Source organism: Mesorhizobium sp. Z1-4, from assembly GCF_004000235.1.
Taxonomy (GTDB): domain Bacteria; phylum Pseudomonadota; class Alphaproteobacteria; order Rhizobiales; family Rhizobiaceae; genus RCIO01.
Map to the genome: position 1 here is coordinate 963,223 of NZ_RCIO01000001.1, position 25,207 is coordinate 988,429.

The window sequence follows — 25,207 nt, forward strand, 5'->3', positions numbered from 1 at the left end:
GCTGCGGACAGTTTTCGTGCAGGCGGCAGAAAGCGCAGCTTTGACCGATACCGCAGTGGCTCACAAATCGACGCAGGCGGCAGGATTTCTGGTGATCCTGGCGCTTTCGTTCAGCCACATGCTCAACGACATCATGCAGTCGCTGCTGGCAGCGATCTACCCGATGCTGAAAGCCGATTTCCGGCTCGATTTCTGGCAGATCGGGCTGCTGACCATGGCGTTTCAGGTAACTGCCTCGCTGCTGCAGCCGGCGATCGGGCTCTACACCGACCGCAAGCCGCTGCCCTATTCGCTTGCTTTCGGCATGGGCTCGACCTTTGTCGGCCTGATCCTGCTCGCCTATGCGGGCCAATATGCCGTGCTGATCGCCGGCGCGGCGCTTATCGGTTTCGGCTCGGCGATCTTTCATCCCGAGGCTTCGCGCATTGCGCGGCTTGCTTCGGGCGGCCGCTTCGGGATGGCACAGTCGGTGTTTCAGATCGGCGGCAATCTGGGCACGGCAATCGGACCGCTGCTGGCGGCGTTCATCGTGGTGCCCTACGGGCAGGCCAGCGTCGCATGGTTCTCGGTAATCGCACTTATCGGCATGGCCGTGCTGTGGCGCGTCGGCGGCTGGTACAGCCGCGAACGCAAGCAGGCGGGAAAACCGGGCGCGCCGGGACCGATCTACGCGCTGCCGCGGCGCATCGTGTTCACCGCCCTTGCGGCGCTGATCGTGCTGACCTTCTCCAAATTCGTCTACATGGCCAGCCTGACCAGCTACTACACGTTTTTTGCGATCGAGAAGTTCGGCGTCTCGGTTCAGACATCGCAGATGCTTCTGTTTCTGTTCCTCGTCGCTTCGGCGGTCGGGCTGGTCCTCGGCGGACTGGTCAGCGACAAGGTCGGGGCGCGCAGCGTGATCTGGTTCTCGATCCTGGGCGCGCTGCCTTTCACCCTTGCGCTGCCGCATGTCGGCATTGTCGCGACAGCTGTGCTGACGGTGATTATCGGCATCGTCCTGTCGTCGGCCTTTTCGGCCATCATCGTCTTTGCACAGGAGCTGGTGCCTGGCCGGGTCGGCCTGATAGCGGGGCTGTTTTTCGGCTTCGCCTTCGGCCTTGGTGGCCTGGGCGCGGCATTGCTCGGCATCATCGCCGACTATACCAGCATCCGGTTCGTGTTCGCGATGTGCTCGTTTCTGCCGGTGCTCGGCCTGGCGGCGATTTTCCTGCCCAGCCACGCCGCGATGCGGCAGTAAACAAGGCGCTTGACGGCAGGCTCCGCCGGGCGCAAAGAGCGATCGGAGATCACGTCCGGCGCGACCGGCGGCAATCCTCCCGGGATCGTACGCATGTCACCAGCCGGCCTCGCCCAACTCGGCGTATCGACATTTGTTTTCATGCTGGCGGCCGCCGCCGCCAAGAACTGGACGATTTCGCCCAGCGGCTGGCGGCTTGTGCTGGTGCTCGGCCTCTACACGCTCGGCAATCTGATCATGCTGCGGCTGATCCGCGAGTTCGGCATGGGCGTGGCGCTCAGCCTTTCCGGTGTCATCCAGCTGGCGGCGGTCAACCTGGTGGCTTTCGCCTGGTTCGGCGAACGCGTCAATCTGGTGCAGGGCACCGGCATCGTGGTGGCGATAGCGGCCATCGCGCTGATCACCATGGGGCCGTATATTTCTCCGCGCTAGGGCGTACGGCGCGGCGGCAAGCTCTTTCTGAGGCTCGCCGATGGCACCGAACTGCCGGTGAGCCGTAGTTTCCAGACTGCCGTGCGCGAGGCCGGCCTGCTGCATTAGCCAATTTTTCGCCGGCGGCTGTCACACAAGCCGGTGCTGTCTCGTCAAAGTCGCAGGAGGTATCAACCCATGCGACTTCTTCTGATCACCGTTGCCATCTATCAGGGCGTGAACGGCGCCGTGATGCTGGCGGCACCCGAATTCTGGTATGGCATCGCGCCCGGCGCAGACCATACCGGGCCCATCAACACTCATTTTGTCCGCGATATCGGGCTGGCGTTTCTCGCCTCGGCCGCCGCGCTTGTTATCGCCGCGCTGACGCGCAGCACCACGGTGCTGTGGCCGGCACTGGTGTTTCTCGGCGGCCATGCCCTGCTCCATCTCGTGGAGATGGTCGCGCATGGCACCACGCCGGCGGTTGCGCTTCGCGACATCGCCCTGATCGTGGTGCCTGCGTTCCTGCCCGTCGCGGCATTCCGGTGGAGGGCGGCACGATGATGCGCGGCTTTCTGAAAAGCCAGTTCGACAAGTTCGGCAGGCAGTATGACTACGATACAGGCTATATGAAGGAAGTGGCCGATCTCGATGCCGGCGGCGCCATGAAGCTCGGCATGATGGCGCCGTTTACCTCACACCGGTTCGGCATTGGGGCTGCGCCCTATTTCGCGGCCAAGGTGACGGCAGCCAGATGGGCCGATTGCGGCTCCTGTCTGCGGCTTGCGATCGCAATGGCCGTGGAAGCCGGGCTCGCCCGCGCCGACCTTGCGGCAATGCTCACCGGCCAGAAAAACGTGCCCGAAGACATGGCGCTGGCCGCCCGCTACGCGCAGGCGGTTATCGACAACGGCCCCGAGCTGACCGAGATCATAGCCGAATGCGAACGCCGCTGGGGCCGCAGCGGCATAGCCGGTCTTTCAGCCGCAACCGTTTCGGGTCTCGTTTATCCGCTCTTCAAACGCGGTCTCGGATACGGCAATGTGTGCGAACCGGTGATAGCCGCGCTGGAAGCGGAAACCCGGCACGTACCAGCGGAGCTGATGAATGGGTGAGACTCAGGGCGAGGCAGCGAAGCTCGATGCGTATCTGGCGCAGCGCAGCCGGCTGATCCGCCTCGCCTACCGTTACCTCGGCTCCGCAAGCGAGGCGGAAGACGCCGTGCAGGATGCGTGGCTGCGTTATGCCGAGGCATCGGGAGTAAGCGACCCGGCGCGCTATCTCTCGCGCATCGTCACCAATCTCTGCCTCGACCGGCTGAAATCGGCGCGGGCGCGGCGCGAGACCTATGTCGGGCCGTGGCTGCCCGAACCTATCGCCGGAACTACGGATCCGGGCGACACGAACGACGCGGCCCTCGACATTTCCTACGGCGTTATGCGGGCGCTGGAACAGCTCACACCGGAAGAGCGGGCGGTGCTTTTTCTGCACGATCTCTTCGATCTGACTTTCGAGGAGATTGCGGAAACGCTGCAGCGCAGTTCGGCCGCATGCCGGCAGATGGCGGTGCGGGCCCGCAACGCGCTGTCGCGTTCGAAGCCCCGGTTCAGCCCGAACGAAGCCGACCTCAACCGCTTCATGGCCAGCTTTTCGCAGACCTTGCAAAGCGGCGACATCGAACCGCTGAAAGCGATGCTTACCGAGGATGTCGAGTTCGTTTCGGATGGCGGCGGAAAGGTCGCATCGGCACTCAATGTCGTTGCCGGGGCGGAGAACGTTGCCCGCCTGCTTTACGGCCTGGCGCGAAAATTCGTCGGCAACGCCGAACTGGGACTGCGGCTGGTAACGATCAACGGCGCCCCCGGGCTGCTGGTTGCGATCGACGGCAAGCTCGACCAGACGATGAGCTTTACGGTCGACGAGAACGGAACGATCGCTGCGATCTATGTGGTGCGCAATCCCGACAAGCTGTCCGGTTTTGCGCCGCCGCGCGCCGCCGAATGACGCCGACTCAGCCCTCTTGTTTGCATTCGCCTTCGCTGGCGATGCTCACGCCCTGCGAGGCCGCCGCGCAGGCGTTTGAATAGGTTTCGCCGTCGCAGCCGCAAACGGGATCGTACTCCCGGGTGCAGAACTCCGGCTTCGCCCGGCACGTGCCCATGCGGTCTGCAGCGCCGCACATTGCTTCAGGCGCATAGTCGCAATATTCGCCGGCGTCCGGACATGCGAGCCCGGCAATACCGCCGCATTGCTGATCTCCATCGGCGTGCAGAAGCGGCGACCACATCAGCGCTGCGATCCCGATCACGGCTGCAAACTTCCTCATGGTTGCTCTCCCAAACGTGGACCTATCCCTTGCCGGGGTCAGGCACGGTCTCTCCCTGATTTTCGGCACCGGCAGCCGCGGCCTGAGCGGCGGGCTCGGTATCACCCCTCGACGGGTCAGCCCACACCAGCGATTTGTAGTCGAAACCGTAAGCAAGCGTAGGTTTCACAATCTCGAAGAATGGCGACAGGTCGAAGTCGCGCGGCGTGTACAGCGAGTGGTGACGAATGTGCATGATTTCACGGCGCGAATAGGCCGACTGCGCGGAGGCGCGGCCAGGCGCGCGGGTGATCTCGGGCAGTATCGGATACCGAATGCCGGCATATGCCTGTGCGATCAGGGAGGAACAGATGGCGCGCGTCGGGTCGCCCGAGCCGAAAGCGAGCATACGGCGGCGCCAGCGGACGGGCACAGGCGGTGTCGGCAGGAAATAACGCAACATGTCGAAGATGTTCTTCATGTCGTAGCGCGTGCCGAGTTTGCCGACCATGAAGTCGACCACCTTCTTGCGGTCGTCCGGCGTGAGGCCGCTGGGGCGGCAGATGCGGGTGTTGTAGGTGCGGTATTTCGACAGCGGCACGGCGACGCAGCCGTCACCCAGAATAACCTCGATGAGGCGCGGACGTTCCGATCCGTCGTCGGGTTCGGGCAATTCATCGCCGACATAAAGTGCCGCGTGGGACCAGGTGGACTGGGTGAGATATTTGATTGCCGCCGACACCCGCTGGTTGCCCTCGACGAGGAGAATGTCGCCGGAGCGCAAGGTGCGATGGAGCGTTTCCGGATCTGACGGCGTGTAGGGCTGGTAGCCGGAGGATTCGCTCTGCAGCCGGCCCGCTACCCAGCGGCCCAGCCGGTCGAGCAATGTGTCGCTACCGGAACTCATGCATATCCTCCTGCGGCCGGACTATGCCTGCGACGGGTTTCCGGGTGAAGGCCCGGCAAGCAAAGCGAGTGGCTCAAGGGACATATGAGCGGCAGGTAGTTGTTGCAACCGGCGCCGCTGGCATTACATTGGAACAATTCTAAAGAGGTTCCGATGCTTTCGCGTGTTTTCGGTTTTGGCCGCCGCTCCTTCGATTCGCTTTCCGAGCAGGAAATTCTGGCGCTGGCAATTTCCTCCGAAGAGGATGACGGGCGCATCTACCGTGCCTATGCGGACGGTTTGCGCGACGATTTTCCGCAGTCGGCGAAGGTCTTCGACGCAATGGCCGACGAGGAGGATGAGCACCGCGCGGCTCTGATAGAGCTGCATCGCAAGCGCTTCGGCGAGCGCATCCCGCTGATCAGGCGCGAACATGTTCGCGGCTATTACGAGCGCAAGCCCGACTGGCTGGTGAAGCCGCTCGGGGTGGAAAAGGTGCGGCTGCAGGCGGAAGAAATGGAACTGCAGGCCGGCCGCTTTTATGTCGAGGCGGCGAAGCGCGCCACCGACGCGGCGACACGCAAGCTTCTGGGCGATCTGGCGGCCGCAGAAAGCAACCATGTCTCGCTGGCGCAGCGGCTGGGCGAAAAGCACCTGCCGGACGACGCACGCGAAGAGGAAGACCGCACGGAACGCCGGCAGTTCATCCTGACCTATGTGCAGCCGGGGCTGGCCGGCCTGATGGACGGCTCGGTGTCGACACTTGCGCCGATCTTCGCGGCCGCCTTTGCCACCGGAGATACCTGGCAGACGTTCCTCGTCGGCCTATCCGCCTCGGTCGGCGCCGGCATCTCGATGGGCTTTACCGAGGCCGCACATGACGACGGCAAGCTCTCCGGGCGCGGTTCGCCGGTGAAGCGCGGACTGGCCTCGGGCATCATGACCACAATCGGCGGTCTCGGCCACGCCCTGCCCTATCTCATTCCGCATTTCACGACCGCGACGGTGACGGCCATTGCCATCGTTTTCGTCGAGCTATGGGCGATCGCCTACATACAGAACCGCTTCATGGAAACACCGTTCATGCGCGCCGCATTCCAGGTGGTTCTGGGCGGCGGCCTGGTGCTTGCGGCCGGTATTCTGATTGGCAATGCCTAGGCAGCAGCGTCGCCATGCGGCGCGGAAGCGAGCCGCAGGAATATGCGATCTTCCTTGAGAATGAACCGCTTCGCCCGGGCAAACTCATAATTTTCGCGGCCAAGCGGATCGGCGGCGAGGCGCGCGCGGTAAGCCTCATAGGCGGCCAGATTTTCGATGTTGTAGACACCGTAAGCCGTTGTGGCCGAGCCCTCATGCGGCGCGAAATAGCCAATCAGGTCGGCCCCGCAGCGCGGGATAGCCTGGCCCCAGTTTCGGGCGTACTGGACGAATTCGTCGCGTTTGAAAGGGTCGATCTCGTAGCGGATGAAACATGTGATGGGCATGAGCGGCTCCTGACAAGAACAGTTTGACCGGGATCGAAATAGAGCGTTGCCGGTGAGCGTTATGATCGGCGTTCAGCACCAGAAGGGCTTGCTGATCTCGTGCCTGGCTTCCTGCGACGTGACGCCGATATCTTCCAGCATGCGGCTGTCGAGTTCGGCCAGCACGCGGCGCTGCAGATAGCGGTCGTACCAGCGGGCAAATGTCTTCAGCGGCACCAACCGCAACCTGCCGCCGAAACCCAGAACAGGCCGAGGCGGCGAGGACAGTCGAACAGGGGTCGAAACGGTCATAGACATCTCCTTCTCGATTGGCCCGACCATAACGATTGTTCTGCAGTGATACTTTGATTATGATCGAATGGTGAGCGTAGAAACGAGAACGAAACGATGAAGGACGGACCGGACCTCTCGCGGATTGCATCGCTGGTCGGCGACCCCGCCCGCGCCAACATGTTGTCAGCGCTGATGAGCGGCGCGGCACTTACGGCCAGCGAACTGGCGCTGGAAGGCGGGGTCGGCCTGCCGACGGCAAGTTCGCATCTGGCCAAGCTTTCCGAGGGAGGCCTGGTGACGGTCGCCAGCCAGGGGCGTCACAGATATTACGCGCTCGCCGGAAGCGAGGTCGCAGCGATGCTGGAAGCGATATCCGGCGTGGCGGCCTCGGTCGGTCCCAGGCGGGTGCGGCCCGGCCCGCGCGACAGCGCCATGCGCGAGGCGCGCATCTGCTACGACCATCTGGCCGGCGACAAGGGTGTCGCGCTTTTCGATCATCTGACGCAGAAGCGGCTTCTCAAAGCCTCCGGGCAAGAAGCGGCGCTGACGCCGAACGGGCGTGCGTGGTTCGCCGATTTCGGTGTCGACGTCGCACAACTGGAAAACAAGCGGCGGCCGCTTTGCCGCGCCTGCCTCGACTGGAGCGTGCGCCGGTCGCATCTCGCCGGCTCACTGGGCGCGGCCACACTTGAACATATGTTCGCGCTCAACTGGGCGCGCCGCGAAGCCGGCAGCCGGGTGGTGCGTTTCACGCCAAAGGGGCGGGCGGAATTCGAGCGGCTGATCCGCGCCTGAATGGTGGCAATTCGGCCACAGCAGAACGGCTTCGGGCGCGGCGGATCAAATGCCGCCAAAAAGCCTCAGATACGTCCAGTTTCGGAACAGATTCGGCTCCTAAAGGCGCGGGCGATTCACGCAGTATTCATGAGTCTCGCGTAGGATCGTCCGCAATTCGGAAGGGACATCCGAGCGACAGGGGTCGGGACAATGTCAGTCATAAGCATCATGGCGCGTTATGCCTGCGCTATGCGGGAATTCGTGGCGCCGAGCTACAGGCCGGAACGCCACTACATGCGCGGACCGGGACCGGCATGCGCCAAGCGCGGCACGGCTGCGATTTCGCACGAGCCGAGCTTCCAGTAAGCGATCACTCGCCGCCGCACGCCCGGATCACCACCGGGCTGCCGGCAGACGTACCGCCGATCTCACGGCAATCTTCCTCAACGCAAAGCTGCCAGCCGCCACCGGTTGCGCCCGAGCGGGCCAGCACCAGCTTTTCCTGCGGCGGGATCGCCGGGCGATAAACCCACCAGCCATCCTGCAGCACCGAACCCTCGGGCGGCTCCATGCCGGCGCCAGAGCCGCGCACCCGCGCCTCCACAACGCGCAGCCGGTGCTGCTCCAGCACCCAGTGTTCGCGCCACTCGGTTTTTTCGACCGAATGGGTCCAGGACAGCGTGAAGGCCGTGGCGGCAATCGTTGCCGTGATCGCGCCTTCGATGACGCAGAGCGGCATGGCTAGTCGCCGATCGGCCCGGCGGCCGATGCGGGCTGCGCGCCGCGCGTGCGCCACCAGTGCTGGCCCAGCACCAAAGCGGCGAGCGCAAAGCCGATCTCGTCGGTGAGCGGCAGGGCCGCCACCAGCGTAAACGCCGCCGCAGCGGCCAGAAGCCGCTCCCAGACGGCCATGCGCGTACGCAAGAAGCCGATGACGGCAACACCCCACAGGCCGATCGAAAGTGCCGCCTTGAAGATGATGTAGGCGACCGCCGGCAAATAACCGATCGTCTCCGCAAGCGGGCCGCCATCCTGAAGCATCAAGGCCGGCGTGTAGACGGCCATGAAGGGAATGACGAAACCAGCGGCGGCGATCTTGATCGCTTCGAACGAAATCTTCAGCCCGCTTTCGCGCGCAATGGGTGCTGCGGCGAAACATGCAAGCGCCACCGGCGGCGTCAGGTCGGCGAGGATGCCGAAATAGAACACGAACATATGCGACACGATCAGCGGCACGCCGAGTTCGAGCAGGGCGGGGCCGGCGATCGTGGAGGTGATGATGTAGTTGGGGATTGTCGGGATGCCCATGCCGAGGATCAGGCAGGTGATCATGGTCAGCACAAGCGACAGGAAGAGCGAGTTCTCACCGACCGAGACGATGTATTGGCCGAAGGTGTTGGCAAGGCCGGTCAGCGTCATCGTGCCGATGATGATGCCGACGACCGCGCAAGCGACGCCGACGGGGAGCGCGGTCTTGGCGCCCTCGGCGAGCGAATCCCGGCAGACAGCGAGCGTCTGACGCCCGCCGTCGACGAAGATGTTGGCGGCGATAAGCGCAGCTGCCGCGGCCAGCACGACATTGATGCCGAACTGAAAGAAGCTCGCCGCGACCAGCCCGAGGCCTATCCAGAAGACGACCCGCAGCACCTGGCCCGGCAGTCCGAGCGCCACCGAACCGCCGAGGATCAGCAGCACGGTGAAGGACAGGCCGATGGTGCCGGCGAAAAGCGGCGTGTAGCCGGAAAACAGCAGATAAACGAGGGCCGCCAGCGGCAGCACAAGATACCAGCCGTTGCGAACTGCTCTGAGGGCGGAGGGAAGCTCCTCCTTCGGCAGGCCGAGCAGGCCGCGTTTGCCGGCTTCCAGATGCACCATCCAGAAGGCGGAGGCGAAATAGAGTATGGCCGGGATGACGGCCGCCTTGACCACCTCGTAATATTCGATGCCCAGCGTCTCGGCCATGATGAAGGCGACCGCGCCCATGACCGGCGGCATGATCTGGCCGCCCATGGAAGAGGTGGATTCCACGCCGCCGGCAAAGGCGGCGCGGTAGCCGAAGCGCTTCATCAGCGGAATGGTGAACTGGCCGGTCGTCACGACATTGGCGACGCCGGAACCGGAGATGGTGCCCATCAGGCCGGACGAAATGACCGAGACCTTGGCCGGGCCGCCCTTGGCATGGCCAACCAGACCCAGCGAGACATCGGTGAAAAGCTTGATCATGCCGGCGCGTTCGAGGAAGGCGCCGAACAGGATGAACAGGAAGATATAGGTCGCCGAGACGTAGGTCGGGATGCCGTAGATACCCTCGGTGCCGTAGGCCATGTGGTCGATGACCTGCTCGAAGGCGTAACCGCGGTGGTTGAACGGACGCGGCAGATACTGGCCGAACAGGCAATAGGCGAGGAACAGGCCGGAGATGATAGGCAACGCCGGGCCCATGATCATCCAGGCAGCGGCAAAGACGGTGATCAGCGCCACGACGCCGAAGAAGATATCGAGGTCGGTCGGGAAACCGGCACGCAGGATGAGCGGCTCGTATTCGACGTACTGGTAGGTCGCGACCGCCATGCCCGCCAGCGCCAGCCCCCATGCGAGCGCGCGCAGCGGAAGCGGCCTGTGCTGCATCGCCGCCACCAGCGGAAATGCGAGCAGCATCAGGAAGCCGACATGGAAGGCACGGACGATCTGGCTCGGCAGGTTGATGACATGCGCGGCCGTGCCGATCTGATAAAGCGAAAAAACGAAGGCGATCCAGAACAGGACCTTGCCCTCGCGCGACAGCGGAAAGCTGCCATGCGTTGGATCGTGAATAGCGGCGCTTGCCGCTTCGTCGGTGGTGTTGCTCACAAGGAAGCTCCCCCGGTTTCCCCGCGCCGGATGGAAAACGGGCCGGGCGTGACGCCCGGCCCGCGGCTGGACCTTACATCAGGCCCTTTTCCTTATAATAGCGCTCGGCGCCGGGATGAAGCGGAACCGGAACGCCCATCGGACCCTTGTCGAGCGAAATCGCCTTGGCGGCAGCGTGCGCGGCGACCATCGAATCGAGGTTCTCGAAGAGCTGCTTGGTCATCTGGTAAGCGACCTCGTCCGACACGTCGGAGTGGGTGACCAGAATATTGGTGATGGCAAGCGTGGGAACATCTTCGCCCTGACCCTCATAAGTGCCGGCGGGAATGGTGGCGGCGAGGAAGGGAGCGCCCAGCGTTTCGGCGACGGATGAGGGCACCGCGACCATGGTGATCGGCAGAGAGGTCGCGAGATCCTTGATCGAAGACACGCCGAGACCGGCCGACTGCAGCGTGGCGTCAAGCTGGCGGTTCTTGATCAGTTCGACCGACTCGCCGAAGGGCAGATATTCGGTCTGGCCGAGATCGTCATAGCTCATGCCCATGGCGCCGAAGATGCGGCGGGCATTGAGCTCGGTGCCGGATTTCGGCGCGCCGACCGAGAGACCCTTGCCTTTCAGATCCTCGAAATTCTTGATGCCGGATTCCTGGCTGGCGACGATCTGGATGTAGTTCGGGTAGATGGCGGCAATGCCGCGCAGCTTTTCGAGCTTGGCCGGGAAGCCCGCTTCAGCGTCGCCTTCCCAGGCGGACTTGACGGAATCGCCGAGCGCGAAGGCGATCTCGCCACGGCCCTGCTGCAAAAGGTTGAGGTTCTCGACCGATGCCTTGGTGGATTGAACCTGCGTCTGCACGCCCTCAATGGTCTTGCCGTAGATGTCAGCCAGCGCAACGCCGAGCGGATAATAGACACCGGACGTGCCGCCGGTCAGAACGTTGATGAACTCCTGCGACTTGGCGGCGAAAGTGGATGCGCCGAGCGTGAGCGCGACGGCGCTCGCGGTAAGCAGTTTCATGGCTGCGGATTTCATAAAAACCTCCCTGGTTTCCTCCCTGCCGTCGCGGGTGCGACCGGCAAGCCGGATTCATAGTAGCACGCGGCGTGCCAGACTCCGCGCTGAGGCAATACTTTGAGATTCAATGACTTAAAGAGGCTACGAAGGGCGAGCATGGCGGAAATTTGCCAAATGAAGTGCCTGGCCCGGCAAGAAATTGCCGAACACTCAACCGGCGGCATCGAGGTCTTCGTCGCGGCGCAGCCGATAACGCACCATCTTCTCGTTGAGCGTACGGCGGGGAATGCCCAGCGCCTCGCTCGCTGCCATCGCATTGCCGTCATGGGCGTCGAGCGCCTGACGGATGAGTTCGGCCTCGAAGGCCGCCACGCGCTCCGGCAGCGGCGCATCGTCCTCTCCCGCGCTCTGGGCCACGAGCTCAGGCATCGCGAACAGGCCGAGCACATGCCGCTCGGCGGCGGCCTTCAACTCGCGCACATTGCCCGGCCAGCGCAGGGCACGCAGCGCGTCAAGGAGTGCGGGTGCCGCAGGCTGGAGCGCTACCGAATGGCGCTCGGCAGCAGCGGCACAGAAATGGCGGAAGAGAAGCTGAATGTCGGCGGCGCGTGCGCGCAGCGGCGGTATCTGCAGCGATACGGTGGCGAGCCGGAAATAGAGATCGGAGCGGAAGCGACCCGCCTCGCTTTCGGCCTTCAGATCGGCCTTGGTGGCGGCCACAAACCGCACGTCGACGGGCGACAGCTTGTTGGAACCTACAGGCTCAACGGCGCGCTCCTGAATGACGCGCAGCAGCTTGGCCTGAAGCGCGAGCGGCATGGATTCGATCTCGTCGAGCAGCACCGTACCCCCGCGCGCGAACTCGATGCGGCCGATGCGTTTCTGGATGGCGCCGGTGAAGGCGCCGCGCTCGTGCCCGAAAATCTCGCTCTCGAAAACGGTCTCAGGGATGGCGGCGCAGTTTATCGCGACGAATGGCCGGCCCTGACGCTTGCCGAAATCGTGCAGCGCGCGGGCGACCACCTCCTTGCCGGTGCCGGTTTCGCCTTCGATGAGTACGTCGACATCGATGTCGGCGAGCTGACGGATTTTGCTGCGCAGCGCGGACATGGCCTGCGTTCCGCCGACCAGCCTCAGATCGAGATCACCGCCGGCGCCGCTCCTCAATCGCTCCAGTTCGCCGGATATGCGGCGCTCGGCAACGGCCCGGTCGAGCACCGCGACCAGATGCTCGGCATTGTAGGGCTTTTCGAGAAAATCATGCGCACCGCGGCGCATGGCATCGACCGACAGCGCGACATCACCATGGCCGGTCAGAAGCACGACCGGCATGCGGGCATCGCGCACGCGCACCGCATCGAGAAGCTCGAAACCGTCCATGCCAGGCATGCGGACGTCGGTGACGAGCACATCGAAAAGCTGATCGTCGAGAAGCGACAGCGCTTCCGCGCCGCCCTGTGCGACGGTGGCCACGAAGCCCATCAGCGACAGGTATTCCGCCGCCGATTCCCGCAGCTCCTTCTCGTCATCGACAAAGAGGACGGCGCCGCGGCTCATTCGGCCGCTTCCCGCATGGGTGCAGCAACCGGCAGCGATACGGTGAAGACCGAACCGCCCTTTTCGCCCGGGGCGAAGGTAAGCGAGCCGCCGAATTCACCGATGATGGCGCGCGAAATCGAGAGGCCGAGGCCAAGCCCCTCTCCCGTTTGCTTGGTGGTGAAAAACGGCTCCGCAATGCGGCCGACCAGATCGGCGGGAATGCCAGGGCCGTTGTCGGCAACGCGGATGGCGACATTGCCGCCGCCCTGTTCCACCGAGATCGTCACTGCCGGGTTTTCGACATCGGCGACCGCGTCGAGCGCGTTCACAATGAGATTGAGTACGACCTGCTCGATCCGCACCGCATTGGCCATCACGGTCGCCGGCGGCGCGGCAACGACTTCGAGCGCCACGCCCTCCTGCTCGGCGCGGTGGCGGGTGAGCTCCACCGCCGCCTGAATGCTGCGCTCCAGCGATACCGGCTCGCGGGTGCCTGGCTCCTTGCGGGCGAAGGCGCGCAGATGCTTGACCGTGCGCTGAATGCGGCCCGCCAGATCGCGAGCAGCGGACATCTTGGCACCGGCGGCCGTGGCATCGCCCCGGCCGGCCAGAACGCCCGCCGTGGCAAGCGTGTTTTCGAGCGCCGACAGCGGCTGGCTGACCTCATGCACGATTGCCGCCGACATGCGGCCGAGCGCGGCGAGCTTTGCCGTCTGGATGAGCGTGTCCTGCGCAGCGCGCAGCTCTTCTTCCGCGTGGCGGCGCTCGTCGATTTCGCGGTTAAGCTCGGCGGTGCGTTCAATGACGCGCCGTTCCAGCCGGTCATGCTCGTCGAGTTTGGTGCGGATCAGCAAACGGCGCTGATGCAGATAGAAGCCGACCGAGCAGGCCAGCATGCCGACCAGCGCCGTGATGCCGGCGAGAAGCAGCGCATTGCTGTAGATCGAGGCCATGCTGCGCGCGCCGATCAGCCGCCAGTTCTCCGGTTCGATGCGGGCGGAGCGCAGCAGATGGTTCTGGTCCGAGCCGTCGATCACGGTGTCGCGCGGCAGGCCGGTGCCGGGCCCGAATATCGGCTCGGCGGTGGCGAGTTCGACGCCATCATATTTTCGCGTGCGGGCGATGTCGTTGAGCGCGGTGTCCTCCAGCGCATGCAGCGGGCGGTATTTCCACGGCTCGTGCCCGGACAGGAAAACGACGCCGTCGGCATCAGCCAGCGCAGCGAAGATCGAGGAGTTGCGCCAGGCGGTCTCGATGCGCTCCATGCCGATCTTGACCACTGCGACGCCGACCAAGCGGCCATCGAGGCGGATTGCGGAAGACAGGAAATACCCCGGGCGTCCGGTGGTGACGCCGACAGCGTAGAAACGGCCCTCGCCGCGCTCGACCGCATCCTGGAAATAGGGTCGGAAGCGGTAATTCCTGCCGACGAAACTGGTCGGTTCGGCATGGTTGCTGGCCGCCACCGTCAGCCCGTCCGGGGTCATGACATAGAGCTCGTCGGCGCCGCTGTCGGTGCGCACTTCTTCCAGGTAGCGATTGGCGGCGGCGGCGTTGTCATCGCTGACAAGCGCCGCGACGACGCGGCCATCGCGGCCGATCACCGCCGGCAAATAGCGAAAGCGCTCGATCTCGCTCTCGAGCGAACTGGCGATGACCTGCAATTCGTCGTCGAGCGCGGTTTCGGCTGCACGACTGCCGGCTTCCACAGCCGCAAACCACGCAGCGATGGCCGCCGCAGCCGTCACGAGCGTGACGAAAGCCAGTATCAGACCGCGATTGCCCAGCCGGTGACCGATCATCGTCCTCCCTTCCAGCCTGGCGGTATTCTTACGCCGGCTCGGACGAAAGACAATTCACGCCCGGTGTGACGGGTTGTCAGCGGTAGTGTTCGGCGAGGAAAGCCGCCGTCTCGCCGTGCAGAGGTGCGGCCCGGAAGCGGGCGAGCGTGGCAGCGTCGAGCCTGCGGTAGCCGTAACGCTCGACAAGCTCGGTGATCGGCACCGGCTCGCCATCGAAAGGAGAGAAACCAAGCTCGTCGCCCACGGCGACGGCACCCTCATTTATGACCCTGCAATAGAAGCCGGTGCGGTTGGCGCGGAAGAACTTCGAGACAAACTGGCTGTCATCCATATGAGCGGCGAAGGTAGCGCAGGGGATACGCGGCGAGGTGACCTCCAGAACAAGGCCGCCACCTGTCAACCGATCACCCACCGCGATATCGGCGGTGGTGATGCCGCTCAGAGTGAGGTTTTCGCCAAATCGTCCGGCGGCAAGCTCCAGGCCGAGCTCCGCCGTCCACCATTCGTAATCCTGCCTGCAGTAGCAATAGACTGCCTGATCGAGCCCGCCGTGATTTTCGGTGTCGACTATCTGGTCACCTTCAAGGCCAAGCCAATGAACCGCCACGGCGCCCTGGCGCGGACGTTTGTCGATGCCGGAAAAGCCAGACTTGGTGGCGATCGGTGCCGGCTTGCCGGTCGAGACCGCCTCGACGGCAACCTCGCGCGGCGCCCGGTTCACGAACTGCCCAGCCCGTCGAAAAGGACGGTGGAGAGATATCGCTCGGCAAAGGAGGGGATGACCACAACGATCAGCTTGCCGGCGTTTTCCGGCCGTGAGCCGACCACGGCCGCAGCCTGAAGTGCCGCGCCAGACGAGATGCCGACCGGGATGCCCTCGATGCGGGCCAGCAGGCGCGCATTCGCCACCGCGTCATCGTTCGAGACGGTGACCACCTCGTCGAAGATTTCGGTGTCGAGCACGGGCGGAACGAAGCCTGCGCCGATGCCCTGTATCTTGTGCGGGCCGGGGTTGCCACCGGAGAGCACCGGCGAATCCTTGGGTTCGACAGCGACCATCTGCAGGCCGGGCTTGCGCTTCTTCAGCACCTGACCGACGCCGGTGATCGTGCCGCCTGTGCCAATGCCGGAGACTACGATATCGACCGCGCCGTCAGTATCGTTCCAGATTTCCTCGGCCGTCGTGCGGCGGTGGATCTCGGGATTGGCCGGGTTTTCGAACTGCTGCGGAATGATGGCGTCCGGCATCGAAGCCTGCAGCTCCTCGGCGCGGGTGATCGCGCCGCGCATGCCCTTCGCGCCTTCGGTGAGTTCCAGCTCGGCGCCCAGCAGCGCCAGCATCTTGCGGCGCTCGAGCGACATGGTTTCCGGCATGGTGAGGATCAGCCGGTAGCCCTTGGCGGCGGCGGCGAAGGCGAGCGCGATGCCGGTGTTACCGGAGGTCGGCTCGACCAGAACGGTGCGGCCGGGCGCGATGCGGCCAGCCGCTTCCAGCGCCTCGATCATCGCAACGCCGATACGGTCCTTGACGCTGGCAATCGGGTTGAAGAATTCGAGCTTGGCAGCGAGCCGGGCGCCAACGCCCTTTTCGGCGGCGAACTTGTCGACGCGCACCAGCGGCGTGTCGCCGATCGTCTGCGTTATGGAATCGTAGATGCGGCCGCGGCCGGGTTTGTTGTCGCTCATGTGGTCACTCCAGCTTTGCACCATGATTGCCTGCGCACCGACCGGCTGCCAAGGCATGGCATTCCGATAATCGCGCTTTCCCCGGCATCGGCTGCGCGGCGGATGGCCACTCAGCGCAACAGAAACCCGCGGCCGAGTTCGTCGTCTTTCTCCAGCGTGAAATCCGCTGTGCCCGTGTAGTGCGCGTTGCCGGCCACCCGGACGGTGACCGCAGGGTATGGGCCGGTGCGGGTCAGCGTTTCGACAGCGCCGGTGAAGTGCGATCCGGCAATGCTTTCGAACAGGCGTTCTTCGCCCGGCTTGACCTCGTCGCGCGCGTGCATGGCCGCAAGACGCGCCGTGACGCCGGAGCCGGTCGGCGACCGGTCGATCTGGGCATCGGCAAAGACGCAGACGTTGCGGGTCGGCACGCCGCCGGCGCCGCTGCCGCCATCCGTGAGGATGGAACCGTAGAGGAACGCCAGATCGGCATCGTCGGGATGATCGAGCGGGAAGGCAGCCTTCACCGCCTCGGTGAGCGCGGTCGCCGCGTCCTGAAAGTCCCGCGTGCGATGACGCCCGAATTCGAGGCCGAACTGGGCGGCATCGGCCAGCGCGTAGAACGCCCCGCCATAGGCGATGTCGAAGACGATGCGGCCAAAGCCCGGCAATTCCACCGAGCCATCGCGGGTATGGAGGAAGGCCGGAACGCTTTCGAAGGAAACGGCGTGGGCCTTGCCACCCGCAACCGCGACCCGGGCACGGACCAGGCCGCAGGGGCATTCGATGCCGACTTCTGCCTGCGGTTCGGCTGCCGCGACAAACCCATTGTCCACCGCATAGCGGCCGAGCGCGATGACGGCGTGACCGCACATGGTGGAGTAGCCCTCATTGTGCATAAAGAGCACGGCGAGATCGGCGCCGGGCAATTCGGGTTCGACCAGCAGCGCGCCATACATGTCGGCATGGCCGCGCGGTTCGAACATCAGCATGCGGCGCAGATGGTCGGCATTGTCGCGGACCCAGGCACGCTTTTGCAGGATCGGGCCGGCCGGGATTTCGGGATAACCGCCGGTGACGATGCGCACGGGCTCGCCGCCGGTGTGCATGTCGACTACCGAGATATTTCCTGTCATCCACCCCTCTCCGCGCCGTCTCCGCCGCCAGCATGCCTTCATGAACAGCCGGTGAACCAGCCCTTCAATAGGAGTTCAGCGCGCCGACTCCAATAGAAGCCGGTCATTCGTTATGAAGAACCGAAAAGGGGGTACATCATGTTCAAGAAGATAGCCGGCCTGCTGGCCGTTGCCGCAGCTGCATTCGTTTCCACCGCCGGGCTTTCCGCCAGTGCGGAGGAGGTTTTTCTGCGTTCGAACCATTCCGGTAAATATGTCTCGCGCACAAACGGAATGCTGGCCGCCACAGCGGCAAGTTCCGGGCAGGCACTGAAACTCGACATGGTGCGCCTCGACGGCGACAAGGTTGCATTTCGCGTGGTCAGCGACTCGTCCTTCGTGCGGGCCGGCGTTGGCAGCGGTACGTTTCTGGCGGGCGGCAGCCCGCATATTCGCGGTTGGGAGACATTCCGGCTCATTTCGCTCGGCGGCATGGCGCACGCGCTGAAATCCGAGCAGAACGGTAAACTTGTACGCGCCGGTGTGGGACAGGGTTCGCTGCTGGCGGCGGTTTCGGACGGCAAGCCGCGAGCCTGGGAGATTTTCGACATTGTTCCCGCACGCGCTGTGCAGGGGAACAGCGGCGGCCGCGCCGCGGTCTCCAATGCCGTTCGCGGTTCGTGGCGCATTCTGAAAGTGGCGGCTATCCAGAGCGGCCATCTGACCACGCTGAGCGATGCGCTCTCCGACGGAACACGCATCGACATCGCAGCCGGTGGCAGCATGAGCGCCAATGTCGGTTGCAACCGGATCACCGCATCGATTGCCCAGAGCGGCGGCAGCTGGCAGGCCAGCTCGCCCATTCAGACAAAAATGCTGTGCCCCGATCAGGCGGTGATGAGCATCGAGCGCTCGTTTACCGCAGCACTGCCGGCCGCGACCCAGATAACCAAAAGCGGCCCTGACCTGATGCTGAAGAACGCCAGCGGAGAAACCATCCTGGTGTTGCGCAAGCGCTAGGTGCCACCGCCTGACCGGAGCCCGGGCCCGCGCCAGCGGATCCGGGCTTATTTCATGGCGTGGCTAGGAAAACAGCTTCTGGAGTTCGGCGAAGGGCATCTCGTCCCTGCTGAATTCGAAACTGCCGCCGTCCAGCATTTCGCGCGCGGCCTTGCGGACTGCGCCGAATGCCGCGGTTGTGAGCTTGGAGCCGAGCGACAGCCGCTTTGCGCCCGCATCGCGCAGCGCGTCAGCCGTGAAGCCCGGCCTGACCAGGACGTTGACCGGCTTCGAAACGGACGCGCAGACCGTGCGCACGGTTTCCACATCCGGCAAGGCAGGGGCGTAGAGCACATCAGCACCGGCCTTCTCGAAGGCCTGAAGGCGGCGGATCGTGTCGTCCAGGTCGCGCACGCCCCAGAGGAAATTCTCAGCGCGGGCAGTGAAGACGAAATCGCGCGAGAGCGAGCGCGCAGCTTCGGCGGCGGCGGCCACGCGTTCGACCGCGTGACCGAATTCATAGATCGGCTTGGCAAGGTCGCCGGTGGAATCCTCGATCGAACAGCCGGCGAGGCCCGCCTTCTCGGCGGCGAAGATCGTTTCGGCGGCGCTGTCGGCGCTATCGCCCTTGCCATGCTCAAGATCGGCCGATACCGGCAGCTCGGTGGCGGATACGATCTCCTTGCAATGCGCGATCGTCATGTCGAACGGCACGCCGCCATCGGGCAGGCCGCGCGAAAACGCAAAGCCGGCGCTGGTGGTGGCCAACGCCTTGAACCCGAGATGGGCGAGCAATTTTGCCGTCCCGACATCCCATGGGTTGGGGATGATGAAGGTGTTTTCATGCAGATTGCGGAATGCGGCGCCTATGTCCAACGGAACCTCCCATCGCGAAGCTGCCGAAGGATAGCCTGCGCGGTGGCGGGTTCAAGAAAAGTCGGATGGTCCAGGATGGCCTGCCGACAGAACGGGAGGCTCAGCCCGTTCCTGTCGAACCGAAACCGCCGGCACCGCGGGCGGTGTCGCCCAGCGCCTGCGTTTCGAGAACGCGCACCCGGGTAACGGGCGCCACCACGAGTTGGGCAATGCGCATGCCGCGTGCGATTTCGAAATCCTCGTCCGAAAGGTTGGCGAGCAGCACCTTCACCTCGCCGCGATAGTCGCTGTCGATTGTGCCCGGCGTATTGAGGCATGTCACGCCGTGCTTCAACGCGAGACCGGAACGCGGGCGCACCTGACCTTCGTAGCCTTCGGGGATCTGCATGGTCAGCCCGGTGGGCACCAGTGCGCGGCGGCCTGCGACAAGGATGAGCGGATGATCGTCGGCAACGGCGGCGCGCAAATCCATGCCCGCCGCACCGTCCGTCTCGTAAGACGGCAGGGCGAGCCCTTCGCCATGCGGCAGGCGCACGACCGAGATGACTGGCGACGAATCGACGATGTGCATGTTGCCGACCGTAGTCGCGCAGGGGCCCCGGTCAATCTCGTGGCGCGTCTATCCAGAAGAATTGGGCTCAGCGGCTGGCGAGCGGTGTGTACCTTGCTGACATTATGCTGTCAGTAGAGGGCGGCTAGATGCTGCCGCGACGAGGAGAACCGCAATGACAGAACAGGCAGCTGCGCCGGCGCTGAAGGAAATCTTCAACCGCGAACGGTTCGAACATATCGCCGCGCAGGCCAAGGCGGTGGCGCCTGATTTCGACGCCGAACTCTACGAGGCCGAGGCGACGAAGGACCTCGAAGCGCTCGGCATCATGCAGCGCATGCGGCAAGGCGCGGCGGCGCTGCGGGCAGCTTATCCGGTCGACTACCCGCAGGCGCTGGAGGCGTTCTATAAACTCGCGCCACGCATCGGACACAGCTTTGCTTCGCTGGTTCTGCCGGAATATGTCGCGATCTACGGCCGGCACGATTTCGAGCGCTCGCTGGACGCGCTGCGCTTCTTCACGCCGTTCGGTACATCCGAGGCTGCTATCAGGCCGTATCTGGAAGACGACCTCCAGCGCGCGCTCGCAGTTATGCTGAGCTGGACGAAAGACGAGAATGACCATGTACGGCGGCTGGCCAGTGAGGGCTGCCGCCCGCGCCTGCCCTGGTCGCCGCAACTCAAGCAGGTGATCGCCGATCCGGAGCTCACCTGGCCGATCCTCGATGCACTCAAGGCGGACAGCAGCCTTTATGTGCGCAAGTCGGTGGCCAACCATTTGAACGACATCGCCAAGGACCATCCCGGCTGGCTGCTCGACCGGCTTGAGGCCTGGCCGCAGGACGATGCCAACACGAAGTGGATTATCAAACATGCGCTGCGCACGCTGATCAAACAGGGCGAGCCGCGCGCGCTGGCGCTGATTGGTGCCGGTGGCGAAGCGAAGGTGCGCGTAGAGGGTTTCTCAGTGGCACCGCAGACAGTGAAGCTCGGCGGACATGTGATCATCAGCGCCGATATCGTTTCCGCTTCAAACAAGGCACAGCAGATCGTGGTGGACTACGCGGTGCATTATATGAAGGCCAATGGCGGCACGTCGCGCAAGGTGTTCAAGCTGAAGCAGTTCGAACTGCCGGCAGGCGGGCATCAGCCGCTTTCGATCAAACGCGCGATGCGGGATTTCACGACCCGCAAACACTATCCCGGCATGCACCGGGTCGAACTGATGGCAAACGGCAAGACCGTGGCGGAAGGCGAGTTCGAGCTGGTTGTTTGATCAGCGTATCTCCACCGGCACGACAGTGGTTTCCTTGATTTCCTCCATCACGAAGGAAGCGGAAACGTCGCTCAGCGGAACCCGGGCGATGAGGCGCTGGTAAAGCCGGTCATAGGCCTTCACATCGGCAACGCGGGCGCGCAGCACATAGTCCAGATCGCCGGACATGCGGTAGACGCCGGTGATTTCGGGAAAGGATACCACCGCCTCGCGAAACTTGCGCAGCCAGTCGGGATCGTGATGCGACGTGCGGATGATAACGAACACCGAAAGCCCAAGCCCGACCTTCTCGGCATCGACCAGCGCCACCCTGCCGGTGATGACGCCCCGCTCCTCCAGCAGTTTCATGCGCCGCCAGCAGGCGTTGCGCGACAGGCCCAGCCGCTCCGACAACTGATCGACCGTCAGCGTGGTATCGCGCTGGAGCTCGGCAAGCAGCCGGCGGTCCGTGGAATCCAGTTCAGCACTCATCGCGGGATGATGTCCCAACAAAGACTGCCGTTCAAGGACAAATTGGGACAACCTTGTCCACAATCAGTGTCATTGTTCCGGACATCCTAGGAGGAACGCGCCATGACCACACGCATTGCCCGGCTTTTCACCGAACATCCGGCCAGCGTCGACGAAAGCTATTTCGAACATATGGCCTTCGCGGCCTGGTTTTCGTCGCGCCTCCTGCTGGCAGCCGGCGCAGCGCTCGTGCACGCGATTCTGCCCTTCATGTTCGAAAAGACTGCGAGCCAGATCGTGCGCGGCCTCTACGAACGCACCCATAATCGCGGCCGCTAGGTCAATCGCATATGTGCCGCTGGGCCGCCTATCGGGGCGGGGCCATTTTTCTGGAAGACATCGTTTCCGCGCCGTGCCACTCGCTGGTTGCGCAGAGCCATTGCGCGCAGGAGGCGAAGACCGCCACCAATGGCGACGGCTTCGGCGTTGCCTGGTATGGCGAGCGCGCCGAGCCCGGCCTCTACCGCGATATTTTGCCGGCGTGGTCGGACCCGAATTTGCGGCATGTGTGCCATCAGGTGCGCTCGCACCTTTTCCTGGCGCATGTACGGGCTTCGACAACCGGGGCGACCAGCCGCGACAACTGCCATCCTTTCGTGAGCGGCAATTGGAGCTTCATGCATAACGGCCAGATCGGTGGCTTCGAACAGATCCGCCGGCGGCTGGAAAGCAGCTTGCCCGACCATCTTTATGCCGAACGTCACGGTTCGACCGACTCAGAACTGCTGTTCCTGATCATGCTGGCCGAAGGGCTCGACCGCGACCCGCATGGCGCGACGCAACGTGCCGTGAACCGCGTGAGCGAAGCCGCGCGCGATGCCGGCGTCGAACCCTTCGTGCGGCTCACCGCAGCTTTCTCCGACGGCCAGTCGCTTTATGCCGTGCGCTACGCAAGCGACCGCTTTGCGCCGACGCTCTATCTGTCGACCGGCGCGCATGGCCACTCGCTGGTTTCCGAACCACTCGATAGCGACGGCGCAGCATGGCAGCCGGTGCCTGCCGGAAGCTTCGTGAAGGTGGATGCGTCCGGCGCGCAAATCCGTCCGTTTGCCCCTGCCGCCGACGCGCTGGCCATCGCCGTCTGAAATACCAGCCTGCCGTAAGCCGCATTGCGAGGCACCGCCGTGCAGGATTGTGTTATGGTCGAGCAAACCAGGGAACAGCTCGACCATTGGATGCAGGCGAAACCCGGATAACGCCAAGCGGCATCGCCGCGCTGATGGCGGCATGGCTGCTTGTGCCGGGAACAGCACGGGCCGATCCCTCACTCGACGCCCTCAAGGCAACACTGCCCGAAAAGGTGCAGTCGGCACTCGATCAGATGAGCAGCATCGGCCATCAACTGCTGGCGATGCGCACCTATCTGCGCAGTGTGCGTTCGCTCGACGCGCGATGGAGCTGGACCGACGCCGAAATCGCGGAATACGAACTCACGAAGGCGCATGACACGGCGATGGCCGCCGTTGATGCCGTCATCAAGACCTTCGAGCAACAGAACCCGGGCTATTCGCTTTATGTGAACCGGCATATTCGCAGCCTCGACGAGCAGATCGACAAGTGGAACCGCAACGAGTCGGTCGAGGTTGCCGCCGCTGAACTGGAAACGGACTTCAGCACCTGGCGCGGTGAAAACGAGAATGGGTCGTTACCCGAGGCGCAGGCGTTTCTGAGCGGATGGCGGCCGTCGTCTACGGTCTATCTCGCCGCGCCCGGAATGTCGCTGCACGGCCAAGGCCATGCGTTCGACTTCCAGATATCGAAAGACGGGGCGATCTTCGTTGGCGCCAACACGCATATCATCGAAACGGAATGGGACGGGGGCGGCTGGGCGGACAAGCTGAACCTGGCTGTCATGGGGTCCGGTGTGCCTTTCTCCGGCCCTTTGGAAAAGCCTTACGAACCATGGCACTACGAATATGATCCGGCGCTCGCCGAATGATGCAGGCGCGCCGGCAAAGCCATAAATTCGGTTCGACACAATGGCCCGGCACCGTTATAAGCCCGCGCAACGAACGGAATTCCTGACATGGCCGAGAAACTGGAACAGGCGGTTGCGCGCCGCCGAACATTCGCGATCATTTCGCACCCGGACGCGGGCAAGACGACGCTGACGGAGAAGCTGCTTCTCTTCGGCGGCGCGATCCAGCTTGCCGGCGAAGTGAAAGCCAAGCGCGACAAAATCCAGACCCGCTCCGACTGGATGAAGATCGAGCGCGAGCGCGGCATCTCGGTCGTAACCTCGGTGATGACCTTCGAATTCGGCGACCATGTCTTCAACCTGCTCGATACGCCGGGCCACGAGGACTTTGCCGACGATACCTACCGCACGCTGACGGCGGTCGACAGCGCGGTGATGGTGATCGACGCTGCCAAGGGCATCGAGCCGCGCACGCTGAAGCTGTTCGAAGTGTGCAGGCTGCGCGACATCCCGATCGTCACCTTCGTCAACAAGATGGACCGCGAGACGCGCGACCCGTTCGAAATTCTCGACGAGATCGAGCAGAAGCTGGCGCTCGACACCGCGCCGGTGACCTGGCCGATCGGCCGCGGCAAGAGTTTTGGCGGAACCTATCATCTCGCAAACAACGCGGTGCGGCATGGCGATGGCGACGAAAACTGGACGCAGGTCAACGGCCCGCAATCGGAGCAAGTCGCCGGGCTGTTGCCCGAACATGAGCGCGATGCGCTTACCGAAGAGATGGAGCTGGCGCGGGAAGCCTGCCGTCCTTTCGACCTCGAAGCGTTTCGCGAGGGCCATCTGACGCCGGTCTTCTTCGGCTCGGCCTTGCGCAATTACGGTGTCCGCGACCTGATCGAGGCGCTGGGCGCATGGGCCCCGCAGCCGCGCGCGCAAGACGCCGACCGTCGCCGCGTTGAAGCGAGCGAGGACAAGATGACCTCCTTCGTGTTCAAAATTCAGGCCAATATGGACCCCAACCACCGCGACCGCATTGCCTTCGTACGGGTGTGTTCGGGCAAACTGGAGCGCGGCATGAAGGCAAAACTGACGCGCACCGGCAAACAGATGAGCCTGTCGGCGCCGCAGTTCTTTTTCGCCAAAAGCCGGGTGACCGCCGATGAGGCCTATGCCGGCGACGTGGTGGGCATTCCCAACCACGGCACGCTGCGGATCGGCGACACGCTGACGGAAGGCGAGGAACTCAATTTCCGCGGCGTGCCCAATTTCGCGCCCGAAATATTGCGCCGCGTGCGGCTTGGCGATGCAATGAAGGCGAAGAAGCTCAAAGAAGCGCTGCAGCAAATGGCCGAGGAAGGCGTGGTGCAGCTGTTCCTGCCCGAAGACGGCTCACCGGCAATGGTCGGCGTGGTCGGCGCGCTGCAGCTCGACGTGCTCAAGATGCGGCTCGAAGCCGAATATCAGCTGCCGGTCGATTTCGAAGCGGCGCGGTTCACGGTTTGCCGCTGGATCAGCGCGGAGAAGGCCGAGCTTGAGCGCTTCATCAACGCGCACAAGGGCGACATGGCACGCGATCTCGACGGCGACCCGGTATTCATGGCGCCGCACGCATTCGGCCTCAATTACGAGGCCGAACGCTGGAAGGATGTGCGCTTTGACGCTGTTAAGGACTACCAGGCGGCAGGCGAAGCAAGGGCGGCCTGAGCCGCTCCGCCA

29 protein-coding genes are annotated in these 25,207 nt (G+C 64.0%); 14 read left to right on the plus strand and 15 right to left on the minus strand.

Annotation, left to right across the window (positions count from 1 at the left end; all coding sequences use genetic code 11):
- Positions 1 to 40: 40 nt before the first annotated feature.
- From EP165_RS04585 to sigJ, 5 genes are all read left to right on the plus strand, one after another.
- Positions 41 to 1,240 (plus strand): MFS transporter, encoded by a 1,200-nt coding sequence (locus EP165_RS04585; RefSeq protein ID WP_245440015.1) that lies wholly within the window; start codon positions 41 to 43, stop codon positions 1,238 to 1,240.
- Positions 1,241 to 1,333: 93 nt separating this feature from the next.
- Positions 1,334 to 1,672 (plus strand): hypothetical protein, encoded by a 339-nt coding sequence (locus EP165_RS04590; RefSeq protein WP_127520348.1) that lies wholly within the window; start codon positions 1,334 to 1,336, stop codon positions 1,670 to 1,672.
- A 177-nt stretch (positions 1,673 to 1,849) separates the two neighbouring features.
- Positions 1,850 to 2,218: a hypothetical protein gene (locus EP165_RS04595; RefSeq protein ID WP_127520349.1), complete on the plus strand. Its 369-nt coding sequence runs from the start codon at positions 1,850 to 1,852 to the stop codon at positions 2,216 to 2,218.
- On the plus strand, positions 2,215 to 2,769 hold the full coding sequence (locus EP165_RS04600; protein WP_127520350.1) for a hypothetical protein: 555 nt from the start codon (positions 2,215 to 2,217) through the stop codon (positions 2,767 to 2,769). Before EP165_RS04595 ends, EP165_RS04600 begins: the two co-directional genes overlap by 4 nt.
- Positions 2,762 to 3,658: an RNA polymerase sigma factor SigJ gene (sigJ, locus tag EP165_RS04605; protein ID WP_127520351.1), complete on the plus strand. Its 897-nt coding sequence runs from the start codon at positions 2,762 to 2,764 to the stop codon at positions 3,656 to 3,658. The genes EP165_RS04600 and sigJ overlap by 8 nt, the downstream gene beginning before the upstream one ends.
- 7 nt (positions 3,659 to 3,665) lie before the next feature.
- On the opposite strand, the gene EP165_RS04610 is transcribed toward sigJ, so the two are convergent.
- Positions 3,666 to 3,980 (minus strand): Kazal-type serine protease inhibitor family protein, encoded by a 315-nt coding sequence (locus tag EP165_RS04610; protein WP_127520352.1) that lies wholly within the window; start codon positions 3,978 to 3,980, stop codon positions 3,666 to 3,668.
- A 22-nt stretch (positions 3,981 to 4,002) separates the two neighbouring features.
- Complete coding sequence (locus tag EP165_RS04615) at positions 4,003 to 4,866, minus strand: YiiX/YebB-like N1pC/P60 family cysteine hydrolase (RefSeq protein ID WP_127520353.1); 864 nt, start codon at positions 4,864 to 4,866, stop codon at positions 4,003 to 4,005.
- Positions 4,867 to 5,019: 153 nt separating this feature from the next.
- On the opposite strand from EP165_RS04615, the gene mbfA reads away from it, so the two are divergent.
- Entirely contained in the window at positions 5,020 to 6,003 is a 984-nt protein-coding gene (gene mbfA, locus EP165_RS04620) for an iron exporter MbfA (RefSeq protein WP_127520354.1), read from the plus strand.
- On the opposite strand, the gene EP165_RS04625 is transcribed toward mbfA, so the two are convergent.
- On the minus strand, positions 6,000 to 6,329 hold the full coding sequence (locus tag EP165_RS04625) for an NIPSNAP family protein (protein ID WP_127520355.1): 330 nt from the start codon (positions 6,327 to 6,329) through the stop codon (positions 6,000 to 6,002). The genes mbfA and EP165_RS04625 overlap by 4 nt on opposite strands.
- Before the next feature lie 72 nt (positions 6,330 to 6,401).
- Positions 6,402 to 6,620 carry a DUF1127 domain-containing protein gene (locus tag EP165_RS04630; RefSeq protein WP_127520356.1) on the minus strand — a complete coding sequence of 73 codons (219 nt, stop codon included), beginning with the start codon at positions 6,618 to 6,620 and terminating at the stop codon, positions 6,402 to 6,404.
- A 96-nt stretch (positions 6,621 to 6,716) separates the two neighbouring features.
- On the opposite strand from EP165_RS04630, the gene EP165_RS04635 reads away from it, so the two are divergent.
- The gene (locus EP165_RS04635) at positions 6,717 to 7,397 is read left to right on the plus strand and encodes an ArsR/SmtB family transcription factor (protein ID WP_127520357.1); all 681 of its coding nucleotides are present in this window, start codon (positions 6,717 to 6,719) and stop codon (positions 7,395 to 7,397) included.
- A gap of 192 nt (positions 7,398 to 7,589) precedes the next feature.
- Entirely contained in the window at positions 7,590 to 7,745 is a 156-nt protein-coding gene (locus EP165_RS20370; RefSeq protein WP_164742955.1) for a hypothetical protein, read from the plus strand.
- Between the two features lie 4 nt (positions 7,746 to 7,749).
- Here EP165_RS20370 and EP165_RS04640 read toward each other — a convergent pair whose 3' ends face one another.
- The 8 genes from EP165_RS04640 to EP165_RS04675 all read right to left on the minus strand — a co-directional run bounded on the left by EP165_RS04640 (position 7,750) and on the right by EP165_RS04675 (position 17,383).
- Complete coding sequence (locus tag EP165_RS04640) at positions 7,750 to 8,118, minus strand: DUF1850 domain-containing protein (protein ID WP_127520358.1); 369 nt, start codon at positions 8,116 to 8,118, stop codon at positions 7,750 to 7,752.
- A 2-nt stretch (positions 8,119 to 8,120) separates the two neighbouring features.
- Positions 8,121 to 10,229, minus strand: a complete 2,109-nt coding sequence (locus tag EP165_RS04645; RefSeq protein ID WP_127520359.1) for a TRAP transporter permease — start codon at positions 10,227 to 10,229, stop codon at positions 8,121 to 8,123.
- A gap of 73 nt (positions 10,230 to 10,302) precedes the next feature.
- On the minus strand, positions 10,303 to 11,259 hold the full coding sequence (locus EP165_RS04650) for a TAXI family TRAP transporter solute-binding subunit (RefSeq protein WP_127520360.1): 957 nt from the start codon (positions 11,257 to 11,259) through the stop codon (positions 10,303 to 10,305).
- A gap of 192 nt (positions 11,260 to 11,451) precedes the next feature.
- Positions 11,452 to 12,798 carry a sigma-54-dependent transcriptional regulator gene (locus EP165_RS04655; protein ID WP_127520361.1) on the minus strand — a complete coding sequence of 449 codons (1,347 nt, stop codon included), beginning with the start codon at positions 12,796 to 12,798 and terminating at the stop codon, positions 11,452 to 11,454.
- Positions 12,795 to 14,582, minus strand: coding sequence for a sensor histidine kinase (locus tag EP165_RS04660; protein ID WP_127520362.1), 1,788 nt, complete (start codon positions 14,580 to 14,582; stop codon positions 12,795 to 12,797). Before EP165_RS04660 ends, EP165_RS04655 begins: the two co-directional genes overlap by 4 nt.
- A gap of 76 nt (positions 14,583 to 14,658) precedes the next feature.
- Positions 14,659 to 15,303, minus strand: a complete 645-nt coding sequence (locus EP165_RS04665; protein WP_164742956.1) for an MOSC domain-containing protein — start codon at positions 15,301 to 15,303, stop codon at positions 14,659 to 14,661.
- Positions 15,300 to 16,268, minus strand: a complete 969-nt coding sequence (gene cysK / locus EP165_RS04670) for a cysteine synthase A (protein WP_127520364.1) — start codon at positions 16,266 to 16,268, stop codon at positions 15,300 to 15,302. The genes EP165_RS04665 and cysK overlap by 4 nt, the downstream gene beginning before the upstream one ends.
- A gap of 110 nt (positions 16,269 to 16,378) precedes the next feature.
- Positions 16,379 to 17,383 carry a proline racemase family protein gene (locus EP165_RS04675; protein WP_127520365.1) on the minus strand — a complete coding sequence of 335 codons (1,005 nt, stop codon included), beginning with the start codon at positions 17,381 to 17,383 and terminating at the stop codon, positions 16,379 to 16,381.
- Between the two features lie 138 nt (positions 17,384 to 17,521).
- On the opposite strand from EP165_RS04675, the gene EP165_RS04680 reads away from it, so the two are divergent.
- Complete coding sequence (locus EP165_RS04680; protein WP_127520366.1) at positions 17,522 to 18,382, plus strand: META domain-containing protein; 861 nt, start codon at positions 17,522 to 17,524, stop codon at positions 18,380 to 18,382.
- Between the two features lie 63 nt (positions 18,383 to 18,445).
- On the opposite strand, the gene EP165_RS04685 is transcribed toward EP165_RS04680, so the two are convergent.
- A complete protein-coding gene (locus EP165_RS04685; protein ID WP_127520367.1) occupies positions 18,446 to 19,237 on the minus strand; it encodes an isocitrate lyase/PEP mutase family protein in 792 nt (263 codons plus the stop codon).
- Between the two features lie 100 nt (positions 19,238 to 19,337).
- A complete protein-coding gene (gene dut, locus EP165_RS04690; protein ID WP_127520368.1) occupies positions 19,338 to 19,808 on the minus strand; it encodes a dUTP diphosphatase in 471 nt (156 codons plus the stop codon).
- Positions 19,809 to 19,962: 154 nt separating this feature from the next.
- Here dut and EP165_RS04695 point away from each other — a divergent pair, with 154 nt between their 5' ends.
- Positions 19,963 to 21,063, plus strand: coding sequence for a DNA alkylation repair protein (locus tag EP165_RS04695; protein WP_127520369.1), 1,101 nt, complete (start codon positions 19,963 to 19,965; stop codon positions 21,061 to 21,063).
- Here EP165_RS04695 and EP165_RS04700 read toward each other — a convergent pair whose 3' ends face one another.
- Complete coding sequence (locus EP165_RS04700) at positions 21,064 to 21,534, minus strand: Lrp/AsnC family transcriptional regulator (protein WP_127520370.1); 471 nt, start codon at positions 21,532 to 21,534, stop codon at positions 21,064 to 21,066.
- Between the two features lie 102 nt (positions 21,535 to 21,636).
- Between EP165_RS04700 and EP165_RS04705 the strand changes: the two genes are divergently transcribed.
- The 4 genes from EP165_RS04705 to EP165_RS04720 all read left to right on the plus strand — a co-directional run bounded on the left by EP165_RS04705 (position 21,637) and on the right by EP165_RS04720 (position 25,195).
- Positions 21,637 to 21,852 (plus strand): DUF6356 family protein, encoded by a 216-nt coding sequence (locus tag EP165_RS04705; RefSeq protein WP_127520371.1) that lies wholly within the window; start codon positions 21,637 to 21,639, stop codon positions 21,850 to 21,852.
- An 11-nt stretch (positions 21,853 to 21,863) separates the two neighbouring features.
- The gene (locus EP165_RS04710; RefSeq protein ID WP_127520372.1) at positions 21,864 to 22,658 is read left to right on the plus strand and encodes a class II glutamine amidotransferase; all 795 of its coding nucleotides are present in this window, start codon (positions 21,864 to 21,866) and stop codon (positions 22,656 to 22,658) included.
- Between the two features lie 86 nt (positions 22,659 to 22,744).
- A complete protein-coding gene (locus EP165_RS04715; RefSeq protein ID WP_127520373.1) occupies positions 22,745 to 23,512 on the plus strand; it encodes a M15 family metallopeptidase domain-containing protein in 768 nt (255 codons plus the stop codon).
- A gap of 87 nt (positions 23,513 to 23,599) precedes the next feature.
- On the plus strand, positions 23,600 to 25,195 hold the full coding sequence (locus tag EP165_RS04720; RefSeq protein WP_127520374.1) for a peptide chain release factor 3: 1,596 nt from the start codon (positions 23,600 to 23,602) through the stop codon (positions 25,193 to 25,195).
- Positions 25,196 to 25,207 lie beyond the last annotated feature (12 nt).

Coding starts and splice junctions, on each gene's coding strand:
- EP165_RS04590 (WP_127520348.1), top strand. CDS start 1,334: ATGTCACCAGCCGGCCTCGCCCAACTCGGCGTATCGACATTTGTTTTC.
- EP165_RS04595 (WP_127520349.1), top strand. CDS start 1,850: ATGCGACTTCTTCTGATCACCGTTGCCATCTATCAGGGCGTGAACGGC.
- EP165_RS04600 (WP_127520350.1), top strand. CDS start 2,215: ATGATGCGCGGCTTTCTGAAAAGCCAGTTCGACAAGTTCGGCAGGCAG.
- sigJ (WP_127520351.1), top strand. CDS start 2,762: ATGGGTGAGACTCAGGGCGAGGCAGCGAAGCTCGATGCGTATCTGGCG.
- EP165_RS04610 (WP_127520352.1), bottom strand. CDS start 3,980: ATGAGGAAGTTTGCAGCCGTGATCGGGATCGCAGCGCTGATGTGGTCG.
- EP165_RS04615 (WP_127520353.1), bottom strand. CDS start 4,866: ATGAGTTCCGGTAGCGACACATTGCTCGACCGGCTGGGCCGCTGGGTA.
- mbfA (WP_127520354.1), top strand. CDS start 5,020: ATGCTTTCGCGTGTTTTCGGTTTTGGCCGCCGCTCCTTCGATTCGCTT.
- EP165_RS04625 (WP_127520355.1), bottom strand. CDS start 6,329: ATGCCCATCACATGTTTCATCCGCTACGAGATCGACCCTTTCAAACGC.
- EP165_RS04630 (WP_127520356.1), bottom strand. CDS start 6,620: ATGACCGTTTCGACCCCTGTTCGACTGTCCTCGCCGCCTCGGCCTGTT.
- EP165_RS04635 (WP_127520357.1), top strand. CDS start 6,717: ATGAAGGACGGACCGGACCTCTCGCGGATTGCATCGCTGGTCGGCGAC.
- EP165_RS20370 (WP_164742955.1), top strand. CDS start 7,590: ATGTCAGTCATAAGCATCATGGCGCGTTATGCCTGCGCTATGCGGGAA.
- EP165_RS04640 (WP_127520358.1), bottom strand. CDS start 8,118: ATGCCGCTCTGCGTCATCGAAGGCGCGATCACGGCAACGATTGCCGCC.
- EP165_RS04650 (WP_127520360.1), bottom strand. CDS start 11,259: ATGAAATCCGCAGCCATGAAACTGCTTACCGCGAGCGCCGTCGCGCTC.
- EP165_RS04655 (WP_127520361.1), bottom strand. CDS start 12,798: ATGAGCCGCGGCGCCGTCCTCTTTGTCGATGACGAGAAGGAGCTGCGG.
- EP165_RS04660 (WP_127520362.1), bottom strand. CDS start 14,582: ATGATCGGTCACCGGCTGGGCAATCGCGGTCTGATACTGGCTTTCGTC.
- cysK (WP_127520364.1), bottom strand. CDS start 16,268: ATGAGCGACAACAAACCCGGCCGCGGCCGCATCTACGATTCCATAACG.
- EP165_RS04675 (WP_127520365.1), bottom strand. CDS start 17,383: ATGACAGGAAATATCTCGGTAGTCGACATGCACACCGGCGGCGAGCCC.
- EP165_RS04680 (WP_127520366.1), top strand. CDS start 17,522: ATGTTCAAGAAGATAGCCGGCCTGCTGGCCGTTGCCGCAGCTGCATTC.
- dut (WP_127520368.1), bottom strand. CDS start 19,808: ATGCACATCGTCGATTCGTCGCCAGTCATCTCGGTCGTGCGCCTGCCG.
- EP165_RS04695 (WP_127520369.1), top strand. CDS start 19,963: ATGACAGAACAGGCAGCTGCGCCGGCGCTGAAGGAAATCTTCAACCGC.
- EP165_RS04700 (WP_127520370.1), bottom strand. CDS start 21,534: ATGAGTGCTGAACTGGATTCCACGGACCGCCGGCTGCTTGCCGAGCTC.
- EP165_RS04705 (WP_127520371.1), top strand. CDS start 21,637: ATGACCACACGCATTGCCCGGCTTTTCACCGAACATCCGGCCAGCGTC.
- EP165_RS04710 (WP_127520372.1), top strand. CDS start 21,864: ATGTGCCGCTGGGCCGCCTATCGGGGCGGGGCCATTTTTCTGGAAGAC.
- EP165_RS04720 (WP_127520374.1), top strand. CDS start 23,600: ATGGCCGAGAAACTGGAACAGGCGGTTGCGCGCCGCCGAACATTCGCG.